The 21948-nt window shown below is 61.2% G+C and carries 22 protein-coding genes and 3 pseudogenes; 8 read left to right on the forward strand and 17 right to left on the reverse strand.

All coding sequences use genetic code 11. The features are described from left to right. Positions 1–17 precede the first annotated feature (17 nt). The 3 genes from NATGR_RS14225 (at position 18) to NATGR_RS14235 (ending at position 5985) form a co-directional block, all read left to right on the forward strand. The gene (locus NATGR_RS14225; protein WP_005578119.1) at positions 18–2882 is read left to right on the forward strand and encodes an ATP-dependent helicase; all 2865 of its coding nucleotides are present in this window, start codon (positions 18–20) and stop codon (positions 2880–2882) included. 596 nt (positions 2883–3478) lie between these two features. Beyond that, entirely contained in the window at positions 3479–4006 is a 528-nt protein-coding gene (locus NATGR_RS14230) for an Lrp/AsnC family transcriptional regulator (protein WP_005578121.1), read from the forward strand. Between the two features lie 590 nt (positions 4007–4596). Beyond that, positions 4597–5985, forward strand: coding sequence for an FAD-dependent oxidoreductase (locus NATGR_RS14235; protein WP_005578122.1), 1389 nt, complete (start codon positions 4597–4599; stop codon positions 5983–5985). 236 nt (positions 5986–6221) lie between these two features. Here the strand turns inward: NATGR_RS14235 and NATGR_RS14240 are convergent, their stop codons facing one another. Continuing rightward, a complete protein-coding gene (locus NATGR_RS14240) occupies positions 6222–6821 on the reverse strand; it encodes a class I SAM-dependent methyltransferase (RefSeq protein ID WP_005578124.1) in 600 nt (199 codons plus the stop codon). Between the two features lie 274 nt (positions 6822–7095). On the opposite strand from NATGR_RS14240, the gene NATGR_RS14245 reads away from it, so the two are divergent. Next, on the forward strand, positions 7096–7290 hold the full coding sequence (locus NATGR_RS14245; RefSeq protein WP_005578126.1) for a cold-shock protein: 195 nt from the start codon (positions 7096–7098) through the stop codon (positions 7288–7290). A 79-nt stretch (positions 7291–7369) separates the two neighbouring features. Here the strand turns inward: NATGR_RS14245 and NATGR_RS14250 are convergent, their stop codons facing one another. Next, positions 7370–8971, reverse strand: a complete 1602-nt coding sequence (locus tag NATGR_RS14250; RefSeq protein WP_005578127.1) for an HTTM domain-containing protein — start codon at positions 8969–8971, stop codon at positions 7370–7372. A gap of 656 nt (positions 8972–9627) precedes the next feature. On the opposite strand from NATGR_RS14250, the gene NATGR_RS19970 reads away from it, so the two are divergent. Continuing rightward, positions 9628–9801 carry a hypothetical protein gene (locus NATGR_RS19970; protein WP_005578129.1) on the forward strand — a complete coding sequence of 58 codons (174 nt, stop codon included), beginning with the start codon at positions 9628–9630 and terminating at the stop codon, positions 9799–9801. A gap of 76 nt (positions 9802–9877) precedes the next feature. On the opposite strand, the gene NATGR_RS14255 is transcribed toward NATGR_RS19970, so the two are convergent. The 5 genes from NATGR_RS14255 to NATGR_RS14275 all read right to left on the reverse strand — a co-directional run bounded on the left by NATGR_RS14255 (position 9878) and on the right by NATGR_RS14275 (position 13744). Continuing rightward, complete coding sequence (locus NATGR_RS14255) at positions 9878–10357, reverse strand: 50S ribosomal protein L11 (protein ID WP_005578131.1); 480 nt, start codon at positions 10355–10357, stop codon at positions 9878–9880. An 82-nt stretch (positions 10358–10439) separates the two neighbouring features. Next, on the reverse strand, positions 10440–10748 hold the full coding sequence (cutA, locus tag NATGR_RS14260) for a divalent-cation tolerance protein CutA (RefSeq protein ID WP_005578132.1): 309 nt from the start codon (positions 10746–10748) through the stop codon (positions 10440–10442). An 87-nt stretch (positions 10749–10835) separates the two neighbouring features. Continuing rightward, complete coding sequence (locus tag NATGR_RS14265; protein WP_005578134.1) at positions 10836–11027, reverse strand: HEWD family protein; 192 nt, start codon at positions 11025–11027, stop codon at positions 10836–10838. Positions 11028–11199: 172 nt separating this feature from the next. Further along, positions 11200–12720: a phosphoenolpyruvate carboxykinase (ATP) gene (locus NATGR_RS14270; protein WP_005578137.1), complete on the reverse strand. Its 1521-nt coding sequence runs from the start codon at positions 12718–12720 to the stop codon at positions 11200–11202. Between the two features lie 358 nt (positions 12721–13078). Next, on the reverse strand, positions 13079–13744 hold the full coding sequence (locus tag NATGR_RS14275) for a DUF6517 family protein (protein WP_005578139.1): 666 nt from the start codon (positions 13742–13744) through the stop codon (positions 13079–13081). Positions 13745–13885: 141 nt separating this feature from the next. Here NATGR_RS14275 and NATGR_RS14280 point away from each other — a divergent pair, with 141 nt between their 5' ends. Continuing rightward, the gene (locus tag NATGR_RS14280; protein ID WP_005578141.1) at positions 13886–15016 is read left to right on the forward strand and encodes a pyridoxal phosphate-dependent aminotransferase; all 1131 of its coding nucleotides are present in this window, start codon (positions 13886–13888) and stop codon (positions 15014–15016) included. 29 nt (positions 15017–15045) lie between these two features. On the opposite strand, the gene NATGR_RS14285 is transcribed toward NATGR_RS14280, so the two are convergent. Further along, the gene (locus NATGR_RS14285; RefSeq protein WP_015233235.1) at positions 15046–16038 is read right to left on the reverse strand and encodes a transposase; all 993 of its coding nucleotides are present in this window, start codon (positions 16036–16038) and stop codon (positions 15046–15048) included. Between the two features lie 190 nt (positions 16039–16228). Next, on the reverse strand, positions 16229–16603 hold the full coding sequence (locus tag NATGR_RS14290) for a cupin domain-containing protein (protein ID WP_005578149.1): 375 nt from the start codon (positions 16601–16603) through the stop codon (positions 16229–16231). Between the two features lie 289 nt (positions 16604–16892). Here NATGR_RS14290 and NATGR_RS19975 point away from each other — a divergent pair, with 289 nt between their 5' ends. Beyond that, positions 16893–17063: a hypothetical protein gene (locus tag NATGR_RS19975; RefSeq protein WP_015233733.1), complete on the forward strand. Its 171-nt coding sequence runs from the start codon at positions 16893–16895 to the stop codon at positions 17061–17063. 43 nt (positions 17064–17106) lie between these two features. Here NATGR_RS19975 and NATGR_RS14300 read toward each other — a convergent pair whose 3' ends face one another. The 5 genes from NATGR_RS14300 to NATGR_RS14320 all read right to left on the reverse strand — a co-directional run bounded on the left by NATGR_RS14300 (position 17107) and on the right by NATGR_RS14320 (position 19842). Continuing rightward, positions 17107–17526: a nucleoside 2-deoxyribosyltransferase gene (locus tag NATGR_RS14300; RefSeq protein ID WP_005578154.1), complete on the reverse strand. Its 420-nt coding sequence runs from the start codon at positions 17524–17526 to the stop codon at positions 17107–17109. Positions 17527–17596: 70 nt separating this feature from the next. Next, positions 17597–18604: a TIGR04024 family LLM class F420-dependent oxidoreductase gene (locus NATGR_RS14305; RefSeq protein WP_005578155.1), complete on the reverse strand. Its 1008-nt coding sequence runs from the start codon at positions 18602–18604 to the stop codon at positions 17597–17599. Between the two features lie 129 nt (positions 18605–18733). After that, positions 18734–19018 (reverse strand): hypothetical protein, encoded by a 285-nt coding sequence (locus NATGR_RS14310; protein WP_015233734.1) that lies wholly within the window; start codon positions 19016–19018, stop codon positions 18734–18736. Between the two features lie 189 nt (positions 19019–19207). Continuing rightward, positions 19208–19324, reverse strand: a complete 117-nt coding sequence (locus tag NATGR_RS20740; RefSeq protein ID WP_449406416.1) for a DUF7577 domain-containing protein — start codon at positions 19322–19324, stop codon at positions 19208–19210. 149 nt (positions 19325–19473) lie between these two features. After that, on the reverse strand, positions 19474–19842 hold the full coding sequence (locus NATGR_RS14320) for a methylglyoxal synthase (protein ID WP_005578163.1): 369 nt from the start codon (positions 19840–19842) through the stop codon (positions 19474–19476). 70 nt (positions 19843–19912) lie between these two features. Between NATGR_RS14320 and NATGR_RS14325 the strand changes: the two are divergent. After that, positions 19913–20319: pseudogene (locus NATGR_RS14325) on the forward strand (bleomycin resistance protein). On the opposite strand, the pseudogene NATGR_RS19570 reads toward NATGR_RS14325, so the two are convergent. The 3 genes and pseudogenes from NATGR_RS19570 to NATGR_RS14335 all read right to left on the reverse strand — a co-directional run. Next, positions 20291–20446, reverse strand: a pseudogene (locus tag NATGR_RS19570) (IS630 family transposase); the annotation flags it as partial. The pseudogenes NATGR_RS14325 and NATGR_RS19570 sit on opposite strands and share 29 nt — an antisense overlap. A 30-nt stretch (positions 20447–20476) precedes the next feature. After that, a complete protein-coding gene (locus tag NATGR_RS14330) occupies positions 20477–21307 on the reverse strand; it encodes an IS5-like element ISNagr12 family transposase (protein WP_074929795.1) in 831 nt (276 codons plus the stop codon). A gap of 173 nt (positions 21308–21480) precedes the next feature. After that, a pseudogene (locus NATGR_RS14335) lies at positions 21481–21693 on the reverse strand (RNA-guided endonuclease TnpB family protein); the annotation flags it as partial. Positions 21694–21948 lie beyond the last annotated feature (255 nt).

Consider the following 21948-nt stretch of genomic DNA (forward strand, 5'->3'; position numbering starts at 1 on the left):
CTCCCCAGACGACGACAATGGACGGGATCGCGGATCTCGAGTTGTCCACCGACGGCGAGTTGCCGTTCGATCCAGACGCCGTCACGATCGAAGACGGTGACGTCTTCGAACTCCTCGAGCCCGCAGTACAGGAGTGGTGGCTCGAGGAGTTCGGCGAGTACGTCCCCGAAAACGAGGGGTTCTTCACACCGCCACAGCGGGGGGCCATCCCAAACGTCCACGACGGCGAGAACACGCTGATCTGTGCGCCGACGGGCAGTGGGAAGACGCAAGCCAGTTTCTGTGCGATCATCGACGAACTCTACAGGCGTGATCGAGAGTCGGCGAGCGGCGACGGACAGCGCCCGTCTGCCCGGGAGACGGACCCTTCCACTGGCCTGGAAAACTCCGTCTACTGTCTCTACGTCTCCCCGCTGAAATCGCTCGCCAACGACATCCACCGCAACCTCGCGGTCCCACTCGAAGGCATCGACGAAATCGCCGAGCGTCGCGGTGAAAAACTGGGCGAGATCCGTCACGCCATCCGCCACGGCGACACCTCCTCGAGCGACCGCCAGCAGATGCTCGAAGAGACACCCCACATCCTGAACACGACGCCCGAGACGCTGGCCATCCTGCTGAACGCACCGAAGTTCCGCGAGAAGCTCCGGACGGTAGAGTACGTCATCGTCGACGAGATCCACTCGCTTGCCGCCGGCAAGCGCGGCACCCACCTCTCGGTGAGTCTCGAGCGACTCGAGGCGATGACCGACCACGAAATCACGCGGATCGGCTGTTCGGCGACGATCGAACCGGTCGAGGACGTAGCGGAGTTTCTGGTGGGGCGCGAGACGCCACGCGTCTCGGAACGGTCGACCGGGGAGCGAAGCGACACGGGAGGCGGCGACGAACCAGGCGGGAAACCGCGCGAGTACGACATCGTCGACGCCCGCTTTGCCCGCGAGTTCGACCTCGAACTCGAGTGTCCGACCGACGACCTGATCAACACGTCCCGCGAGGTCGTCCAGGAGCGATTCTACCGGATGCTCCACGAGCACGTCCAGGAGCACACGAACACGCTCGTGTTCACCAACACTCGATCGGGAGCAGAACGCGTCCTGCACAACCTCCGCGAGCGGTTCGACGACTACGACGAGGAAAACTCCGCCTGCCACCACGGCAGCCTCTCGAAGGAGGTCCGCCAGGACGTCGAGGCACGGCTCAAGGAGGGGAGTCTCGACGTGGTGACCTCTTCTACCTCGCTGGAACTGGGTATCGACATGCCCCACGTCGACCTGGTCGTGCAGGTCGGTTCGCCCAAATCCGTCGCCGCGCTCCTCCAGCGGGTCGGCCGTGCAGGACATCGCGTCGGCCAGACCGTCACTGGGCGAGTAATCGCGCTCGACCGGGACGAACTGCTCGAGTGTGCCGTGATGCTGCAGAAGGCCGCAGACGGGTTCGTCGACTCGGTGTCGATCCCCGAGAACGCCCAGGATGTCGCAGCCCAGCACGTCTACGGGATGGCGATCGCCGAGATTCGGCCGGAATCGGCGGTCAAACAAATTCTGCGACGAGCCTACCCCTACCGGAACTACTCCGAAGCGGAGTGGGAGTCACTCGTGCGCTATCTCACCGCCGACTACGCCGGTTTAGAGGACAAGAACGTCTACGCGAAGATCTGGTGTGACGAGAACGATCCGCCGGACGGCCAGCACCACCACGAGGAGTACCCCGTCGGCCAGCCCCTGATCGGCAAACGGGGACGGCTGGCGCGGGTGATCTACATGACGAACATCGGCACCATCCCTGACTCCTTTACCTGCGACGTCTACACCCGCGCGAGCGACGAGTGGGTCGGCCAGTTAGACGAAAGCTACCTCGACACCTTAGAGAAAGGCGACGTCTTCGTCCTCGGGGGCGACCACTTCGAGTACCAGTACCGCCGGGGCTCGAAGGTCTACGTCGACCGGACGAGCGCGCGGCCGACCGTCCCCTCGTGGTACTCCGAACGGCTGCCGCTGTCGTACGACCTCGGCTGCGAGATGCTGGCCTTCCAACAGCAACTGCTCGAACACTACGCGGAGGGTGGGCCGCCGCGAGTTCGCGCCTGGCTCCGGGAGTTTCCGCTGGACGACGACAGCGTGCGCGCCATCGCACGTCTGTTCGACCACCAGCTACGGTATGCAGGCACAGAGAGCGTGAGCACGCCGAATCGGCTCACGATCGAGGTCGAACGCGACCGCGACGAGTACGAACGCCACTACTACGTCCACTCGGCGTACGGCCGGCAGTTCAACGACGGCCTCTCGCGGCTGCTTGCCTACCACTGTGCACAGGAGGCCACCGCCAACGTCCGCGTCGCCGTCGCCGACAACGGCTTCGTCCTCTCGATGCCGCTGAACCGCAAAGTCGACCTTGCGGGGATCGTCGAGGACCTCGACCCCGATCAGGTACGAGCGGACCTGCGCGCGGCACTCGACGGCACCGACCTCCTGCAGCGGTACTTCCGGATCAACGCTACCCGGTCGCTGCTGATCCTCAAACGCTACAAGGGCTACGAGAAATCCGCGAGCGAACAGCAAGTCTCGAGCGAGATGCTGCTTGGGTTCGCGGAAGACCTCGAGAACTTCGCCGTCATCGAGGAAACCTACCGCGAAATTCTCGAGGACAAACTCAACGTCGAGGAGATCGGGGAGGTCGTCGCCGGCCTCGAGTCGGGCGAGATCGACCTCGAGCGCCAACTCGTCGACTCGCCGACGCCGCGTGCGTTCGGTCTCGCGACGCTGTCGGCAAGCGACGTCGTCCTCGCGGAAGACGAGAGTGCAGCCCTGCAGGCGTTTCACGACCATGTGTTAGAGGAGATCGGCGACGAGTCGCTGCGAGGCCTTTCCTCTGGAGAGTAACGTTCGAACTCGAGCAGTCGGCCAGTACGGCTGGGCAGACAGTTTCTAGTAGCGTCCCAAGTCTACTCTGACTAGTGCGCTCTACTCCTGATCGAGAATCGTGATTGGTTTGGGCCAACTCTCAACTAGTCGGTCCACGCTTGGGATGGTACTAGTACTGTCCCAACCGTCGACCGACGAGTCGAACCGGCCCACGTGGCCGGGTTCGACTCATCAGTGCAGGCTTGGCCCGCCACTAGAGTGAGGGCGACGAGTGATGGCCCCAACAGCCGTCATCCCACAACAGAGCTTACGCGATTCACTCCCGCCCTGTTCGCTCCTCGGTTCCGACTGATACTGCCGGACAGAACGACGTGACGATCGGTCGATCTGCTGGGGCCGTCACTGGTGGAGACGGCCGCGAATCTGCGACCGACTTCGTATTGACTTCTGTCCGACAGTATGAGCGTCGGAACACTCGTCACTCACGGGAAAGGCGGGATTCTCTCGCTGAAGCAGGATAGTGGCGGGCAGCCCGTTCACTGGGGGATGCAACTCGTGTGACAGACCGCACGCGAGGCGTAACGCTTGCATAGGCCCACGAGAGTTTTCGTAGTATGACCACCGGCGATCCACCGAACTGGGACTTCAAAGATCGTGACATCGCGATCCTCTGTGAACTCTCGAACGACCCACAGCTATCCTCTCGCGAGCTAACGGACATTCTGGCGGACCAGTACGACATCGACGTCTCTCACGTCACCGTCAGCGAGTCGATCAGACGGATGCGAGACGAGGGCGTCTTCCGTGAAGCGATCATTCCCAACGAAGAGTACTACACGTTCGCACTGTTCGAGTTCAAGTTCAACCCCGAGAACTTCGCCGACAGCTGGCGCGAGGCGATGGAACACGTCCAGTCGGACAAACACACGCTGTTTTTCTTCCTCTCTGATGGGGAGTACCAGTGGAAGACCGTGATGATGTTCCGAAACGCCGAGGAGATTTCGAAGTGGATTCACGACTGCTACAAGGAATACGGCGACGTTATCGCGAATATTCGCAACTCTGCGGTCCACAACGTCCTCAAATTCCGAACCGATCCCGAGATCTACGGCGATCTGCGCGATGAGACCGACCGCGAGTGAGACGGATTGCTGTAACGATTTACCGGCGCAACCGCCGCCCGGGTCGCGGTTGTGCCGGAAATGACTTACAGTAAACCGTCTGAGACGGATTGCTGTACCTAGTACCGTCCCAACCGTCGACCGTCTAGTTGAGAGTTGGTCAAAACCGATCACGACTCTCGATCAGAAGTACAGCGCACTAGTCAGAGTTGACGGTTGGGCCGGTACTGTTCCCGTAGATCGCCAGAACGGGGTCAGCGATCGGCGGTGATTGACTACAGGAAACTGCCTCAGACGGTTTCCTGTCCGTCAGCTTCGATGTAATCGCGCCCCGAAGCGGTTGCACCGGGACAGCGGTACGGCAATCCGTCCGAGGCCGGACCCGGGCTCCTGTGGCGACGGCATCACACCCCGTAGGAGCACTGCATTTCGACGACCGATCGGACTGTCGCCGCGCGGGCGGTGGCAGGTACGGGAAAAGCAGGTCCGTGACGGCTGTCCGCCTGCAACTACTGTCGACCCTCTGTTCGTCGATCATCGACATTCCCGACAAATGAAGACGAGTTATTAGTCGGGAGGTCTGTGGGTGTGATAGCGACTCGAAGATAACCATGTCTGGAAAGTACGACCTCGTCATCGTCGGCGGCGGGATCAGTGGCGCGTCCCTGCTGTATACGACCGCGACGTTTACTGATCTCGACTCGATCGCGCTGATCGAAAAAGAATCGGAGATCGCAGCGATCAACTCACACTGCACGAACAACTCACAAACGCTTCACTTCGGCGACATCGAGACCAACTACACCCTCGAGAAAGCCGAAGACGTAAAAGAGGGGGCGGAACTGCTTGCGGGCTATCTCGAGCACTACGACCCGGACCGCGAGATGCACGACAAGCGCAGCAAGATGGTTCTCGGGGTCGGCGAGGAGGAAGTCACACAACTCGAGCACCGATACGAAGCGGAAGGGTTCGGCGATCTCTTCCCGAAACTCGAGCCGATCGATCGCGAGGAGATCGCCGAACTCGAGCCGAAGGTCGTCGAGGGACGCGATCCGGGGACGGAGATGCTCGCGCTTCAGACGCCCGACGGCTACGTCGTCGACTACGGCGAGGTGGCGAAGTCACTCGTCGACCGCGCCAGCGAAGAAGACGGCGTCGACATCTACACTGGGACGGAAGTCGAGGATATCACGGAGACGACCGATGGGTACACGCTCTCGACGGACGACGGGCCGTTCGATTGTGCTGCCACCGTCGTCGCCGCCGGTTCACACAGCCTCCAGATGGCGAAGGAACTCGGCTACGGCGAGGACAAGGTGTTGCTCCCCGTCGCCGGGAGTTTCTTCCTTGCGGAGGACTTCCTGAACGGGAAGGTGTACACCCTCCAGATGAAGAAACTCCCGTTCGCCGCGGTCCACGGCGACGCGGACGTTCACGACGCCGGGAGTACGCGGTTCGGACCGACCGCAAAACTCGTGCCGACTCTCGAGCGTGGTCGTCTCTCGACCGTAAGCGATTTCTTCGACGTGTTCGGCCTGAACCCGTCCGCGTTTCTCAGCTACGCCAACATCCTGGCTGACCGCATCCTCCTGCCGTACGTGCTGAAGAACCTCGTCTACGATCTTCCCGCGGTCGGGCCACGAGCGTTCCTCCCGCACGTCCAGAAAGTCGTCCCGAGCGCAACCCTCGAGGACATCGAACGGGCGAACGGGTACGGTGGCGTTCGCCCACAGATCGTCGACACCGAGAACCGCTCGCTCGACATGGGTGAGGCGAAGATCGTCGGCGACGACATCATCTTCAACATCACGCCCTCACCGGGTGCCTCGACGTGTCTCAAAAACGCCATGCAGGACACGCACACGTTACTCGAGTTCTTCGACGAAGAGTACGCGTTCGACGAGGCGGCGTTCCGCGAGGACACTATCGAGAACTTCCCGCGGGCAAACGACGACGGCGTCGAGACGACGGCTGCCGATGCCGTCGCCACAGACGACTGATACGGATTACTGTAACGATTTACCGGCGCAACCGCCGCCCGGGTCGCGGTTGTGCCGGAAATGACTTACAGGAAACCGTCTGAGACGGTTTGCTGTAACTAGTTATCGCCGGTCGCCGACTCCGGGCGGCGGTCATTGACGACAGGAAACCGTCTGAGACGGGGTGGTGCGTCGTTTCCGGTGCAACCGCGACCAGTGCTGTTGCGGCGTCACCGACACACAGTCGTTCGTGTGAGTTACAACCGAAACGCACGGACGGTATCGCGTTTCCCGGACTCGACTGTGACCTGGTCGAACCCTGTTTCCGTGAAGACGCGGCCCCAGTCGCGGTAGTAGAGGGGGAGGCCGTCGTCGACGTAGGTCTCGTCCGTCTGCTTTTCGTCTCCCTCGTTTTCGACAGTAACGAGGAGGTCAGCCGTGACGCGGGAGAGTTCGTCGAACAACCACTCTACCTCCGGATGGAGGTGTTGCAGCGTCTCGACCGAATAGATCGCGTCGAACCGATCCTCGTCGAACTCCGTGACGACGTCTTCGATCGCCCGGGCGTAGAACGTACCTTCGGCGGCGAGGTCCGGGTACGTCCGTTCCATGACGTCGAACGCGTCGTCGTTGATCTCGATTCCCGCCAACTCGTCGAACCCGTGGTCACAGAGGTGCGCGAGGTGTCGGCCCGAGCTACAGCCCAGTTCCAGAACCGCGGCATCTCGCCCGACGAACCGCTCGAGGAGTCGTCGCACCGTCTCGCTCGTCTCGTCGGGACCGTAGTAGGCGTAGTACTCCGGCGAGTACTCCCCCGACCGCTTTGCCCACTCGTGGCGGGTGTCAGTAGAATCCACGTTCGTCGTCGACCGCGGAACCGTAAAGTATCGCTGGTTCCGTCCCCGGACCCGGGTTACTCTCGAGCGGCCACCGACCGCGAGCCGCGATCGGAATGTATAATCCTGCCGTTAATTACGCTCTCGTGCAAATAAACGATATTATATCCACCAAAACAGGTTTTGTGGGCGGCATCTCGAGAAATCTACTATCGGAAGACAGGTATCGAACAAAACACACGGCAGATATAAATTCGAAATGCTTAATGGTGTGGTGGCTCTCGGAAGAGATACAATGGCAACCGGAACGGTTGACTTCTTCAACGACACGGGCGGTTACGGATTCATCGACACCGAGGACGCGGACGAGGACGTTTTCTTCCACATGGAAGACGTTGGCGGCGAGGACCTCACCGAGGGAACCGAGATCGAGTTCGAAATCGAAGAGGCCGAGAAAGGACCACGAGCGACGAACGTCGTTCGTCTGTAAACGCACATCTCGCCACGCGGCGAGTCACAACCGGCTTTTCTGACAGTTCACTCGAGAGCGACAGCAAGACGCCAACCGATCACACCGGCGGCGAGATTTCCGCCGGGTCGTGGTCGCCACAGCCGTGTTCGTAAACCCGCTCTACGTCTCTGCTTCGGTCGGACGGTTCGTCGATCGTCTCGAGTGTGACGTCCTCGACGACGTAGTATACGTTGACGTGGGTGATCGTGGCGTCGCGGTCGTTCTCCCAGTTCGAACAGAGGTGTTCGGCCAGCGACGCTGCGACGGTGTCGCTGCTTCGGACGCTACTCATGTAGAACCGCTCTCTGTACGTGTCGAACTGTTTTTGTAACTCTTCGTACGGTCTATCGTAGGACAGTTCCCGATCGTTGTAGACGTCGATCCGTTCGCCGTCCCGGGTCTCCGCGGGGAAGACGTAGTACTGGTCCGATGTCCGGGGATGCGGAGCGAAGACGCTCCAGTCAGGTTGATCGACGGAGACGACTTCGGCTCGCTGTTCGATCCGGTCGGCGGGACCGTCTTCCTCGTCGACGAAGTCGGCGAGTGGCACGTACGTGAGAGCGGGAACGATCAGAATCGAAACGACTGCGATAGCCAGGGCGACGCTGTAGACACTCCTCGTGAGCCAGTTTGGGACCGCAGGGGCCGAACGCTCGAGTCGGAACGACGGGAACAGGCGGGCAACTTGCTCCAGTCTGGGGCGGACCTCGGTGGACTGGATCTGCTCGAGCGACGCGGACCGTGCGATCGTCTTCGCGTCCGCCCAGAACGACGCTTGCAGGAACAAGAGCAGGCCCGCAATCGCGACGTAGGGGAACGCGCCGATCCGGACGGTGATCGCGAAGGAGGCGTGGCCGCCGACGAACATCGCGACCAGCGCCGTCCGCGCTCTCCCCCGAAGCAAAAAGAGCAGCCAGGAGAAAAGCAGCATATAGTACCACGTTAGGCCGCCGTACTGGAGCATCGTGGGGAAGTTCCGCATGACGTCTCCGAGGAGGAACGTCGTGTTGTCGAGCCCCATGATGAGCGGCGTCGCCTCCCCGCCGATCCACAGCTCGGATTCGGTCTTGTGGTAGCCGTTGAGGAAGTACATGAACACGATCTGTGCCAGTATCGCGGCGGAGGCGACGCTCGTGATGCTCTCTCGAGGAGCGCGGTCGGCGTGGACGGCGTCGACCGACCACCGTTCCCCGAGCGGGAGGAAGATGGCCCAGAACAGCAAGAGCCGAAAGAGGACGTCCGCGTAGCTCAACACCAGCGGGTTGTGGTGGTCCAGCGAGACGACCAGCAGGAAAGCGAGTATCGTCGCAACTCGCGTTCGGTAGCCGACGGCGAGCTGGAAGCCCACTAGCGCGGTGAGGGCGAAGAGTGCCGCGATGGCAGTCGAACTCGTCGTGAAATAGTAAATCGAGAACGCGCCGTCGGCCGACGCCTCCATCGCCAGCGACTGTGGGACGACACCGTCTTCGGTGTACATGAACTCGAAATTTCGGGCACGAAGCAACACGTCGGCGGCGACGAGGAGCCCGGCACCGATCCGAAAGGCCGCGAGCGAACGCGTATCGATCCGTACCGACGCAGGATCGAGGTGTGTCGGGTTCGCCGTGCGCTCTCTGACTCGTGTCGGTAGTGTCGTGAGATAGTGGCTGATCAGGCCCATTATGTTGCGGTCCGTCGATCGGTCGTCCTCGTAGCAGTCTCAGCTTGCTGGCGCGTGTGCGTTCCCGTCACGAACGAGTACAGCGCTACGTGACGCTCCAACGTAGCTGTTCGGATCGCCACAGTAGCTCATACGAGTAATCCGACGGGTTCCTCGAGAGCCGGCGGATCGAAACCGGTACGCGTCGACGCTCGATCGCTCGAATTTCACAGCCGAATACCGTCCCAACTGTCGACCACTGGGTCGAACCCGGTCGTGTGTGCCGGTTCGACCCCTCAGTCGACGGTTGGGACGGTACTGGATCGGAAGCGCCGTCTGCAGCAATAAACGCAGAACGGGACCGACGCGGCCGACCGTCACTCAGGCGGGTTGCTGTCATACGGATTACTGTAACGATTTACCGGCGCAACCGCCGCCCGGGTCGCGGTTGTGCCGAAAATGACTTACAGTAAACCGTATCAGTCAGTTCCGGCGCGACCGCAGGAGCGCGCGGTCGCGCCGGGACATCGGGACAGCATTCCGTATCAGTGGTGCCGTGAGAGTCCTCGCCATCTACAGCCGAATCAGAACGAGTGTCCCCGGATCGGAGGGAATAGTGCTTTTCGCCCAAGAAAGTCACCACCGACACTTTTGCCGCTAGAACGTGATGACCTCGCATGCTCCGTTCGCTGCTCGACCGGCTCCGAAAGTGGTGGTCGGTCGACGACCCCGAGGAACGAATCGAGGGTTCCGGCGAACCGATCGTCTCCCCGAAACACCGGCGAGCACCCGAAGCCGAACAGGCGCTCGATCCCGAAAATCACCAGGGGGAAGACGACCGGAACCCGTAGCCGACCCAAAGGAGGGCGTTGCGACTACCGGGGCTCCCGATCGTTCTCGAGGAAAGTGCGGAGAAACGAACTCCAGTTACGCTTCGGCCAGGGTGTCGTCGAACTCGCCGTCGTCGACCATCTGTTTGAACTCGCGCGCGTCCTCACCTTCGATGGTAACGCCGAGCGAGGCACAGGTTCCGACGACCTCTTTTGCGGCGTTTTTGGTGTCGTAGGCGAGCAGATCGGGCTTTTTCTGTTCGGCGATCTGTTTGACCTGGTCGATCGAGAGGTCAGCGACGAAATCGTCCTGGGGTTCGCCGCTGCCAGTCTCGAAGCCAGCCTCGTCTTTGATCAGTTCCGCCGTCGGCGGGACGCCGACGTCGATTTCGAAGGACCCGTCGTCTTCGTACTCGACCGTGATGGGGACTTCGGTTCCGTCGAAGGCCTCGGTCTGATCGTTGATCTCCTGTACGACTGCCTGCACGTCCACGGGCGTCGGTCCGAGCTCGGGACCGAGCGGCGGGCCAGGATCAGCCTGGCCACCCGGAACGAGCACTTCGATGGTTCCAGCCATATCCGTCACAACCCGTGCGCGAGTTTTAAGGGTTGCTTTTTCGGGCAGTCATCGTCTGTGACCGACTGACGTATGCGAGCAGTTACTCCGCCGAGATGCTTTCCGCCCGCCACTCCACGAACGACTCGAGGACGTGACTCTCGTCGAACCGTTCGAGACACGGAACGTCGTAGGGATGGATTTCTTCGACGAAATCGACGAGGTCGGCATAGGCGTCATCGGTCGTCTTCACCAGCAGTGCGACTTCCTCGTCGTGGTGGACCTCACCCTCCCAGCGGTAGGTCGAGGTGATCGGGAACCGGTTGACGCAGGCCGCGAGTCGTTCCTCGACGAGTCGTTCGGCGATGGCGTCCGCTTCGTCGGCCGGTGCAGTGATGTAGGCGGTTGGCATCGATGGGATAGTTCGACCGACGAGGCAAAAGAGCCATGCACTCCGGGCACGGCGGTAGAACGTCCCAGGATCGTACAGCAGTCCGTATCAGGCGTCGTCTTCCACCACAGGGTTGAACGTCCCGTTGATGTCCCACTCGTGGAGGCAATGCGGGTTGCCGACCCGTTTCTCGGTACCGTCGCGATCGAGTTGCCACGTCTCGCAGTCGTCGTCCCACCGTTCGGCCCGGCCGCAGCGTTCACAACTGCGGGCGGTCGGCGTTCGTACCTGTGCAGCCATTGCCGGACGTGTGCACTGGACACACATAACGGTGTCTCCTGCGGCAGACGCTGGCTTTCGTCACGAGAGCGACAAGACCACGGCTCGGAAGCAACAGCCGTTGTGAGTGCCACGGCTACGATCATACAGCCATCGTCGCCGCCGTTCGAAAGACGAGACAGACGACGACCGATCAGTACACCGCGTTTCTGATCTCCTCGCGGAGGTCGTCGAACTCTTCGAGATACTCGCGACGCTCTGCGCGAAGGTCGGCGACGGCCTCGTCGTACTCCGCGACGTGATCAGGCGGGTAATAGTCGTCTATCGAGAGGCCAGGGACGATCTCGGGGATCGTCAGCCCGACCCGATCGTCGTCGGTCCACTCGATCCGGCCGCGAGCGGTTTCGGTGAGAATCGTCACCGATTCCTCGACGCCGACGTCTTTGGACTTCTCACCGAGAGAACCCGTGTTGATGACGTAACAGTCGACCTCGAGCGACGAGACGAGGTCGTAGAAGAGATTCCCTTCTTCGCCCTCGGGGCCGACGATGAAGGGATTCGTCCCGACCACGCGGATAGATTCGCCCGCACGCGAGGGATCGCCAGCGCTGGTCTCGATCGACTCGCCGAGCATGAATGCGACGGCAGCCTGTTCGTCGGTGAGTTTCGCGATCGGCGGCATCAACGGGTTGCGCGTGATGAAAAAGACTTGATCAATCCGCTCGAGGTCGATGTCTTTGCCGGCACTTGCCAGTTGTTCGCGCTGAACGATCGCCCTCGAGTTTGCGGTGTGGCGGTCGTCGTCGAAGTCGACGGTGCCGTCGTCGTCGTCGACGGCGACGTTTTCCAGGATTGCCGACTCGTGGGTCGCGGCCTCGTAGAGTTCCGGCTGTTCGTCGGCGTCGAGGCCGATGGTCTTGATGAATAGTCCCTCACCTTCGCTGCCAGCGACGGCACCGTCAGGCAAGAGCCCACAGACATCGTCCTGTAACATCGTGGCGTCTTCGGGCTCCTCGAGCCAGCAACCGTGGGAGGTAAGTGTCGACTTTCCGGTCGCGGACAGCCCCATGAACACCTGCCCGACTGTGTGCAGTTTGCCGTCCCCATCGCGGACGCGAACGCGTTTGCTACCGGCGTGGAGGCCGAGACCACCCTGTTCTTTGAGTCGGTACATGAACAGCCGGAGAAACGACTTCTTCGCTTCTCCGGTGTAGTCACTCCCGAGGACGGCGGTAAAGCCCTCGTCGGGACGGACCCGGATCTCGGTTTCGTCGTGGTCGGGTAACTGGACGGTGTACAGATCGGGCTTGCGGCCGTCGGTGGGCTCGAACAGGTTTGCCCAGGCCAGCGCGATCCGGGCGTGCTCCGCCGGGACGAACAGCCGACAGCACAACGTCGCGTCCGAGTGTCGTCCCAGCAACCGATCGAGACAGAGCATCTCGCGGTCGTCGTCGCCGGCCGCTGCGATAGCCTCGTCGACGAGGTCGTGATCGCGGGTGTTGAACCCGTGATCGACGGCGTTTTTCGTCCGGTCGGCGCTTCGCGATCGGAACTCACTGACGTAGGAGGGAGAACCGAACTCGGTGGTCGTCTCTTCGTGAGCGGCGAGATCGCGAAGTTCCTCGAGTGAAGGATTGTACTGAACGTGTGACGCGGCTTCGGGGTCGGGAAGAGTCCGGACGAGCGGACGTGGCTCCGTCCCGGTTTCGGACATACACGTAAACGCCATCTCCCTGCTGTATAAAGACAGAGGTTTCCCCTCAGTACGTGTCATTACCTATCCGAGACTTACTCGAGTACCAGTATTCTCCTCTGTTGTCCTAAAGCATACCAACACGTTCGCCGTTCGACCACTCTCCGACACCGGAAAGCAACTGCGACGGGACCTGCTGGACAGTTTCGCCGCTCTCTGGACCGACAGTACACAGCGGAAGTCGATGCTCCAGCGGACGCGGTCGACGGAGATCGTTCCCGCGACCAGCGCCGACAGTAACTGGCGCGTCCACAGCAACCCGCAAAGCGGAGAGACTCGAGTCGCTAAAATCCCGGAGTAGTCGACCGATTCAGGCTGGTCAGACGGGATGTTCGACCGACTGTAGCAACCGTTCGACGTTCTCGTCTTCGTCGGTCATCACTCCGGGATCGTCGTCGAAATCCGGATAACTCCCGAGCAACACGAGCAGGTCGTCGTCGTGGCCAAACGACGTCAGGACGACCTCGATGTCGACCTCGAGGCCGTCGTACTCCGTCGTCCCGGCGAACGTCTCAACATCGCGTTTCTCGTCTAAGATCTCGAGTTCGGTACTGTCCTCGTACTCGAGGTCCTCTATCCCGCTGTCGAACTCGATCTCGTCGAGAAACTCTGCGAGCAACTCTCTACTCGAGAGGTCTGTCAACGGGTTGATCGTACGGCTGCCGATCTCCATTGCGGGGGCCGAGATGCTGGCGAAGACGCTCGCGTCGTGTGACTGGTCTCGCAACTCCTTCGCGTAGACCGACACCCACAGTGAGGCCCGGACCTCTCGGTCGACGCCGATGTCGACTGTCTCCTCGACGGACCGTTCGTCGACGTCGTCTTTCTCGTAACCGGTTTCTGCGAGTGCCGTGTCGATCGGCGCGACGCGGTCGGCGGTGAACTCGAGGGGGCTGTTTCCGAGGACAAAATCGAGACAGCCAGCGGTCAACGCGACGGTACCGGTCGCACCCGCGGCGAGCAACGATCGACGAGAGGTCGTCATCACCACACTTCTGTGGCGGTGGGCGTATATTAGTTCCGACTTGGCTAGTTTCGGTGTCAAGACACGTTCGGTGGTTGGAGGGGGCTCTCGAGAGTGACAAACACATCAAGAGTTATCGGCATCGATCCCGCCAATTCAGGCATGACTGAATTCGCCTCCCGGGTCGAACAGGTGTCGATCAGTGGTATCCGAGAAGTGTTCGAGGCAGCGACCGAAGACGCGATCAATCTCGGGATCGGCCAGCCGGACTTCCCGACGCCGGCCCACGCCCGCCGGAGCGCAATCGAGGCGATCGAGGCGGGGCGAACCGATGCCTACACCTCAAACAAGGGAACTCACCAGCTTCGGGAAGCTATCTGTGCGACGTACGAGCGCGACTACGGGATCGACCTCGATCCCGCCGACGTCATCGCGACCTCGGGTGGCAGCGAGGCGCTCCACCTCGCGCTCGAGGCGCACGTCGATCGGGGTGAGGAAGTGATCTTCCCCGATCCGGGCTTTGTCTCCTACGACGCCCTGACGAAAATCGCCGGCGGGACGCCGAAACCGGTTCCCCTCCGGGCAGACCTCACTCTCGACCCGGCGACCGTCGAGGAAGCGATCACCGACGAGACTGCGGCTTTCGTCGTCAACAGTCCTGCGAATCCGACTGGAGCCGTCCAGAGCGAGGCTGACATGCGCGAGTTCGCCCGCATCGCCGACGAGCACGACGTGCTCTGTCTCTCCGACGAGGTCTACGAGAAAATCGTCTTCGAGGGCGAGCATCGCTCGCCGATGGAGTTCGCCGAGACAGACAACGTCGTCGTCGTCAGTGCCTGCTCGAAGACCTACTCGATGACTGGCTGGCGACTCGGCTGGGTGATCGGCTCGAACCGCCGTATCGAACGCATGCTTCGGGTCCACCAGTACGCCCAAGCCTGTGCCTCCGCACCCGCACAGTACGCCGCCGAAGCCGCGCTGACGGGGCCACAGGAACCGGTCGGAGAGATGGTCGACGCCTTCGAAAACCGCCGCGACATCGTACTCGACGGCCTCGAAGACGCCGGCCTCGAGGTTCCCACTCCCGAGGGCGCGTTCTACGTCATGCCGAAAGTACCCGGGGGCTGGTGTGACGAAGTGCTCGACCGCGACGTGATCGTCGTCCCCGGCGACGCCTTCGGCGACAACGGCGAGGGGTATGCCCGCATCTCGTATGCGACCGGAATGGAAGAGTTGAAGCAGGCGCTCGAGATAATCGACGACGCGACGACAGCAGTGCGCCGACAGCTGTAACGTCATACAAGGGTGTCATAGAAGAGTTCTCACACCGTGATCACGGTGCTTCCCGGATTGTCTCCACGTTCGTAGTTGGTAATTGCGATGACGAGACGAAGGCACAGAGCGAGGAACACCTGCGATCGTGCGTGAACGCGGCCTCGGGCGTGCGTTCGCCCGAGGCCGCAGTCCTTCACTGATTCGTTGGTTCGTTCGACTCCAGTACGGCGGTTGTACGTCTCATCCAACGTGGACTGCTTCAACTGAACGTCCTCGCTGTGTTGTTCGATACGGTCTTCGACCCTATACTCGATATCTTTCGGGTCGTCGGTGTTTCGCGCGTTGTACGGGGCGACTGGCACGACCCCTGCAGCCAGCAGGTGGTCGTGCCAGTCCAGCGTGTCGTAGGCACTGTCACCGACCATCCAAATCGGCTTGGCGACGGCGAGCGCGTCACGGGTGACGCGCATCGCCGTCTCCTCTGTCGCTTGTTTACTCTCTGTGAACTCCGCCGCAATCGGGATCTTTTGCCCGGTCGAGACGATTGTACAGCCGTAGCCGTGGTAGTACTCGTCGTTGGTTGGATCGTAGCACTTCGACGCGTCTTGATCGGCAGGCATCGCCCTCACGTCAGTTGAATCAATGGAGTAGGTCAAGTCGAGCAGGCCCCGCAAGGCGGCCTGCTCGACGAGGTGGTCGAAAACCTCGTCAACGACGTGTTCGAGATCGGTGAGGAAGCGATCGACCGCGTCTCTCGACGGCGGTCGATCGAACCCACAGCTCAGCCAGACAACTGTATTCCGTAGCTCTCGTTCAACGGGGCGAATGCCGTAGATGTCCTTGTAGTAGCAGTGGAGAAAGCCACGCATCAGCTCTGGAGGTTCGTGGTCTCGTGTTCGCCCCGTCTCCGCCGGGGCGAACACGTCGAACTCTTCGAGAAACTCGAAGGAAAGGTGCTCGAACAGCGCTAGCGTCTCGGTCTCCACGACATTGAAAAACGAGTCTACCGAAGGGTCATCTTGCAGGGTCGCTGAACTCATCCACCTCAGCGTTCACCCTGCTCTTTAGTGTGCTACTCGTTCTATGACACCCTCACGTCATACGGTTTCCTGCAGTCACTTATCGACGATCGCCGGCCCGTTCTGGTGGTCGGCGGTAACTAGTTACAGCAATCCGTCTCAGTCAGGCCGGTGGAGTGTCGTTCAGGAGACGCCGTCGACGATCACCCGCTCACTCTTCACCTCGGTCGGACGCGTGCTCGGCTGCCCTTCGAATCCCGTACGACGTCGGATCGGTGGCCGAGCCGAAGACGATGAGGACAGTAATTGCTTCTTCGATCGCGAAGAAGTCGTGCTCCATCTCCGGCTCGACGTAGACGAGGTCGCCGCCTTCGACGTCGTATGTTTCGTCGCCGACGCGAAGCTTGCCCGCACCGGAGAGCACGTAGTAGAGTTCGTCCTCGTTGTGCGGGTTCTTCGATGCAGCCGTCGAAGAGGGATAGCGCCCGACATCGACCGTCATCGAGTGCGTTTCGAGGACCTCCCGGTGGGTACCGTCCGTCGCCTCGAGTTCCTCGCACAGGTCGGTAATGGAAACGTGTGTCATCGAGACGGTACTCACGGCCGTGGGACGCTTAACGCTTGGACCGATCCTGTTTGGCATCGCTTTTCGGGGCGTTCGGCAGTCCCTGTGACCACACGCGTTGGCTGTTCGCGTCGCCAGCCTGCGGTTCCGGACCAGTGCCGTGTCGTTCTCTCGAGGACGAGCGATCGTCTCTCTCTCTCCAGTTCGACGCGGACGTCGCGTCGTCGGCGTCGGCGAGAACAGCTCCGACACGAGAGTCACGAACGACGGCACTGCGCGCTCGAAAGAGGACTCATACCAGTCCACGAGCATGTTCAACACGACTGGCGTTCTGGCTCCGCTTTGCGGAGTTGCCCGTCCCCTGGCTACCAACGAGTTCCCGATCGACGTGGCACGCAACGACGACCTGACGGAGGCTGCCGAGGCCCGGCGTGCGGCCACGGAAGCGATCGTCCTCGAAAAACTCGTCATCGAGCCGTAACCGTCACGAGAGCGTTCGAGAGAGTCGTCGATTCACGACCAGGTCAGTGGCGATGCAGGAACGCCTCGAGGTCGGCTTTGACACCCGCGACAGTCTCGTACTCGAGGAGGTCGACGGTATCGTTGCCGCGAATCATTGCAGACAGGTCGTGCTCGCTGCTGGGCCGATAGAGACAACAGATCGGTTTCTCCCAGGCGACCGCCCGGCCGAGTTCGTAGCCGACGCCGAGACTGGGCGTGGTCACTTCGGCGACCACGACGTCGGCCTGCCGGAGCCAGGCGAGATCCTGTTCGTAGATGTCGACGTCTGTCAGGCCTGCTACTGCTTCTTTCTTCTCGACGGCATCCGTCCCGACGTGTTCGGTCAGCACCGTGCCGTGGTTCTCGAGCACGTCGATCAGGTCCGCGTAGAGAGCGGTGTCCGACCGGCCGCCGCGAATAGAGCCGGCGAAGTAGATGTCCATACTCGCGCTGTTCCAATCGCTCCCGTATCAACATTCTCATCCGCTCCACCCGGTGTTTCCCCCGGTCTGACTACGCAGCGTCGACGATCGCTTCCATCGTCGTTCGTTTCTCCTCCTCGGTCATCCGGTCGACGAACCCGACGCGGACGGCGTCGACGCTGTCGATCGTGGCGTACTCTGCGACCCACTCGCGGACCTCGGCGGGCGTCCCGGCGGGCGACAGTTCGTCCAGGAGTTCGTCTGGCAGCGCAGCCGCCATCGCGTTCGTGTCGCGGTCGTCCCACGCGGCTCGGATCTCTTCGACGACGCCCGGATACCCCTGCTCGGCGACCGAATTTCCGTAGTACGGGCCGTAGGCACCCAGCATGAACGCAGTCGTCTTGCGGGCTTTCCGGCGAGCCACCTCGCGGTCCTCGCTTGCGATACCGCGAACGATCGGTGCAATCCGCAAGTCAGAGAGGTCCGTCCCACCAAGCTCGGCACCGCGCTCTAAGTCCTCGAGTCTGTCTTCGAGGCCGTCTTTCGTGAACAGTTGAGGTGCCCAGCCGTCACCGAAGCGTCCGGCCATCTCGGTGGCCTTGGGACCGAGCGTTCCGAGGTCGATTGGCGGCGGCGTCTCGGGCACGTCGCGCTCGTAGTCGAGTCCGCCGATCTCGAATATCTCGCCGTCGTACGAGGGGGTTCCGTTCTCGTAGACCGTCCGGATGACCTCGATCGTCTCCCGCGTGCGCCGGAGCGGCCGGTCGAACTCCTGGCCGTGCCAGCGCTCGGTGATGGCTGGCGAACTCGGGCCGAGACCGAGCCGGAAGCGGCCGTCGGCGGCGTCCTGGAGCGTCATCGCCGTCTGGGCGAGCATCGCCGGTGAGCGGCCGTACGGCGAGATGACGTCGTTCGAGAGACCGAGCTCCTCGGTCCGGTCAGCAGCCAGCGTCAGCGGCGGCACGACGTTCCAGCCGGTCGTTTCGCCGGTGGTAATGCGGTCGAAACCGAGTTCTTCGGCCTCGACGGCTCGTTTGGCGACGCCCTGTGGCCGATCGTAGTCCGTCAGTCGTACCAGCAGATCCAGCTCGGCGTTCACGGCTTCTCACCCCGGGTCGGTCCTCGCGTGGTTCGTCCTGTCATCAGCAATCACCCCAGTAGCAATATACATAAGACTGACCAATCTTCTGTCTTCGGGCGTCGCCACTCGAGACGATTGGCCGTTCGTCTACGACGACTCCGATAAGAGTGTCTCGCAGTGGTCTGTCGCCGCGTCGACGTGCTTGCGCGCCTCGTCGTGATCGACAGTTTCGATCTCCGCGAGTAGCTCCCGGACTGTCTCGACACGATCTTGGCGGATGTCTCGCTCGAGGTCGTCGGCTGCAGCGTCGCGTGCAACCGCTTTGGCCTCGCCGAGCAGTCGACTCGTCGCCCGCTCGAGTGGCAACTCGGCGGTTGCCTCGAGGTGTGTTGCGATCGCCGAGACGTGGGCGTCTGCAGAATCGCCAGTCACGAACGCCAGTACGAGCGGCGAACACGTTACGGTTTCGGCGACTCGCCCGACCGGCGGGAGCCGTCGGAGCAACCGTGGCTGCTGTATCTCTGTGACAGTCGACGCTCGCTTCTCGCGGAGCTGCCTCTCACGACCAGCTTTCGTTCGCAGTGAGACGACCGGGATCGAATCGCGGTCGGCTGGTCCGAGTTACGATCGTCGCGACGGCAACGTCTCGAGACAGTTTCGACAGTACGTGTAGAAGACATCGTTCTCGGTTCGGCAGTGCCGACACTGGATGGCGCGGGAGGAGTCGGTCGTACCCATTGTCCATCCTCCGATAGCTCGGTGCATATCGGCTTGGCTCACTTTCGCAAGCACTCGGCTTCGATTCGAGTCGGACGGGCTGCTGGACGGCAGTGTCAGTGTGACAGATAGTGGCACAGAGACGCCGGTACACCGTGATACCACCCCTCTCATTCGGCGAGTCCCTCGATCAGGTACGTGGCGGACTCGAGGTTCGTCGCTAGCGCGGTGTCGTGGACGTCACAGATCCGCAAGAGTGCGGAGATGTCTGGCTCGTGTGGCTGGGCACGAAGGGGGTCTCGGAGAAAGACGATTCCGTCGAGGTTCCCTGCGGCTACCTCCGCACCGATCATCAGGTCACCACCGAGTGGTCCCGACTCTTTCCGACCGACATCGAGGTCGGTCTCCTCGAGCAGCCGTTTCCCGGTCGTCCCGGTCGCGATCAGGTCGTAGTCCCGGAGTTGGCTCTCGTGTGTCCGTGCGAACTCGACGAGGTCTGGTTTCTTCTCGTCGTGGGCGATGAGTGCGATGCGAGTCATACCGAGCGGACGAGAGCCAGCGGAAAAACGGTGGGACCGGAACGTGCCGACCGCGCGAAACCGAAGGGGTTTGCCACTCCTCGGCACATCGACAGACGAGACGACCCAACCTCTCGACGCTCACCACGTCGGCATCACGGTCAGCGACCTCGAAACCGTTCTCCCGTTCTACTGGGACAGCCCCGGGCTCGAGGTGACCGATCGGTTCGGGGTGGCCGGCGAGGCGTTCGCCGAAGCGGTCGATGTCGACGACGCGAGGGGGCGATTCGCCCATCTCGAGGCCGACGGAGCTCGGATCGAACTCGTCGAGTACGACTCGAACGCGGATCGCCGGCTGCGGGGCGCAACCAGCCCGGTGCGATCCACGTCGACCTGGCGGTCGCGGAACTCGAGCCGCCTCGACAGAAATACAGTGAGAGTACCTCGGATCGGACGGAAATCATAATGATCAAGATAACTTTTGCAAATATGGACTGAGGAACTGGTCGATCCAAGACTTGGCGAATCCAAGTCGATCGGTGAGGGTGTTGAAGAGACGGCGAGCGAGAGTGCGGAACGCGCTCTCGCTCGCCACGACGATTGGTGAAGCATTCCGTTTGAGCGGCTCTGTTGAATCGCTGTAAGGCGGTGGATTTCACTGTTTGACGGCACGTTTGATGTTGTAGACGACACACATCAGAGCGATTTCACGGAACTCTCGATACCAGCTACGCGCTCGCACGGCGTAGCCGAGCGAGCGCTTGACGGCGGAGTTGACGGTTTCGGTCATTGACCGCTGAGCGTACCGATCTTCGTCAATACGGGCGTTGTGTGCGTGATCGTACGGCACGAAGATCCGGTATTTGATCAGCGGGCGAATGTCGAGTTCACGGAGTCGGTCGCGGAGTTGTTGCTTGTCATAGCCCTTGTCAGCGGCTAGAGACCGCAGATCGCCCGCATTTCGGCGGGCAATCTGCTCACAGAGGTCTGCGTCGCTACCTTCTAACGTTGTCGAGCAGTGAAGATCAAGCACAGCTTGCGTTGCTGTGTCTACGAGCTTTGTCACTTTGAGCGTCTGAACGCGATAATTCGTTCGTTGGCAGTGGTGACGACTGGCACGATCTCGTTCATAGAATGTTGCATCGATTGCAGCATGTTCAGAGAGGTCGTGCAGCTGCGCCGACTGGCGCAGCAGCACTCGACAGACGCTCATCTCGATCCGATCAAACGCCTTACACAGCGTGGAAGGTGCGGGGAGATCGGCCTCGTCAAAGCCGATCTCCCCTGTTATTTGCGTCATTTCCTTCAGCAGATCGATCGTCATTCGGTAGGAGGTATCGAGGTAAATTCGGAGACAATGCAGCGAAACGAGGGCATAGTCGGCGAACCCGCCGCCACCCTTCGGGGCGGCGGATTCGTCTCGTTCACCCGTAACTCTTTGAGCAATCGAGACACAACGCTCGGTGAAGCGGGAGATTTGTGTTATGGACAACCAAATTTTCCCGCTTCAACTCCTTCGATTTACTGACCTTCCCCGACACCGTCTAGTGATTCAACACAGCCGATATCACTAGCTTAGAAGGATGAAGCCGAGGAATTCGACTCTGCCTATGGAAATCGATATCCTCGACTTCGTTGAGCAGTGTCGTGACCTAGCTAAACTCCACCGTTGAAGTCGTCGGTTTTCTCGCGTACGTCGTCGGAGGTTTCGTCGTCCAGTGTGGTCTTGCTGGTGGTGATGTACTCGCCTTTGAAAGCGTGGTCTACGACGTACTGTGCCGACCAGAGGAAGGTGTCTACGGTGTCTTCGAGGAGTGCGACGTCGTCACTGTCCACGTCAAGTGCAACGAGGACGGTACGCCGCACCTCCATCCTTCATATGTAAGGCTAGTGAGTGTTAAATATTGGGAGTGGGTCTGCTACTGTAGCGTGGCTCGATTCCCAGTTGTCGGCTTCATCCACACGGCTAACGCCGTTGGTTTTCGCCTCGTACTTTCTATAACTGACAACGTGCGAAACGACACGTCGTGAAGACGCCGTCTCGAACGTCGTCGGCAGCGAGGGAACGAAACCACCGGTCGTAACAAAACGGTGGTCGCTCGACAGGCGAACTCCCACGGTCGATCA

Source organism: Natronobacterium gregoryi SP2, from assembly GCF_000230715.2.
Lineage (GTDB): Archaea > Halobacteriota > Halobacteria > Halobacteriales > Natrialbaceae > Natronobacterium > Natronobacterium gregoryi.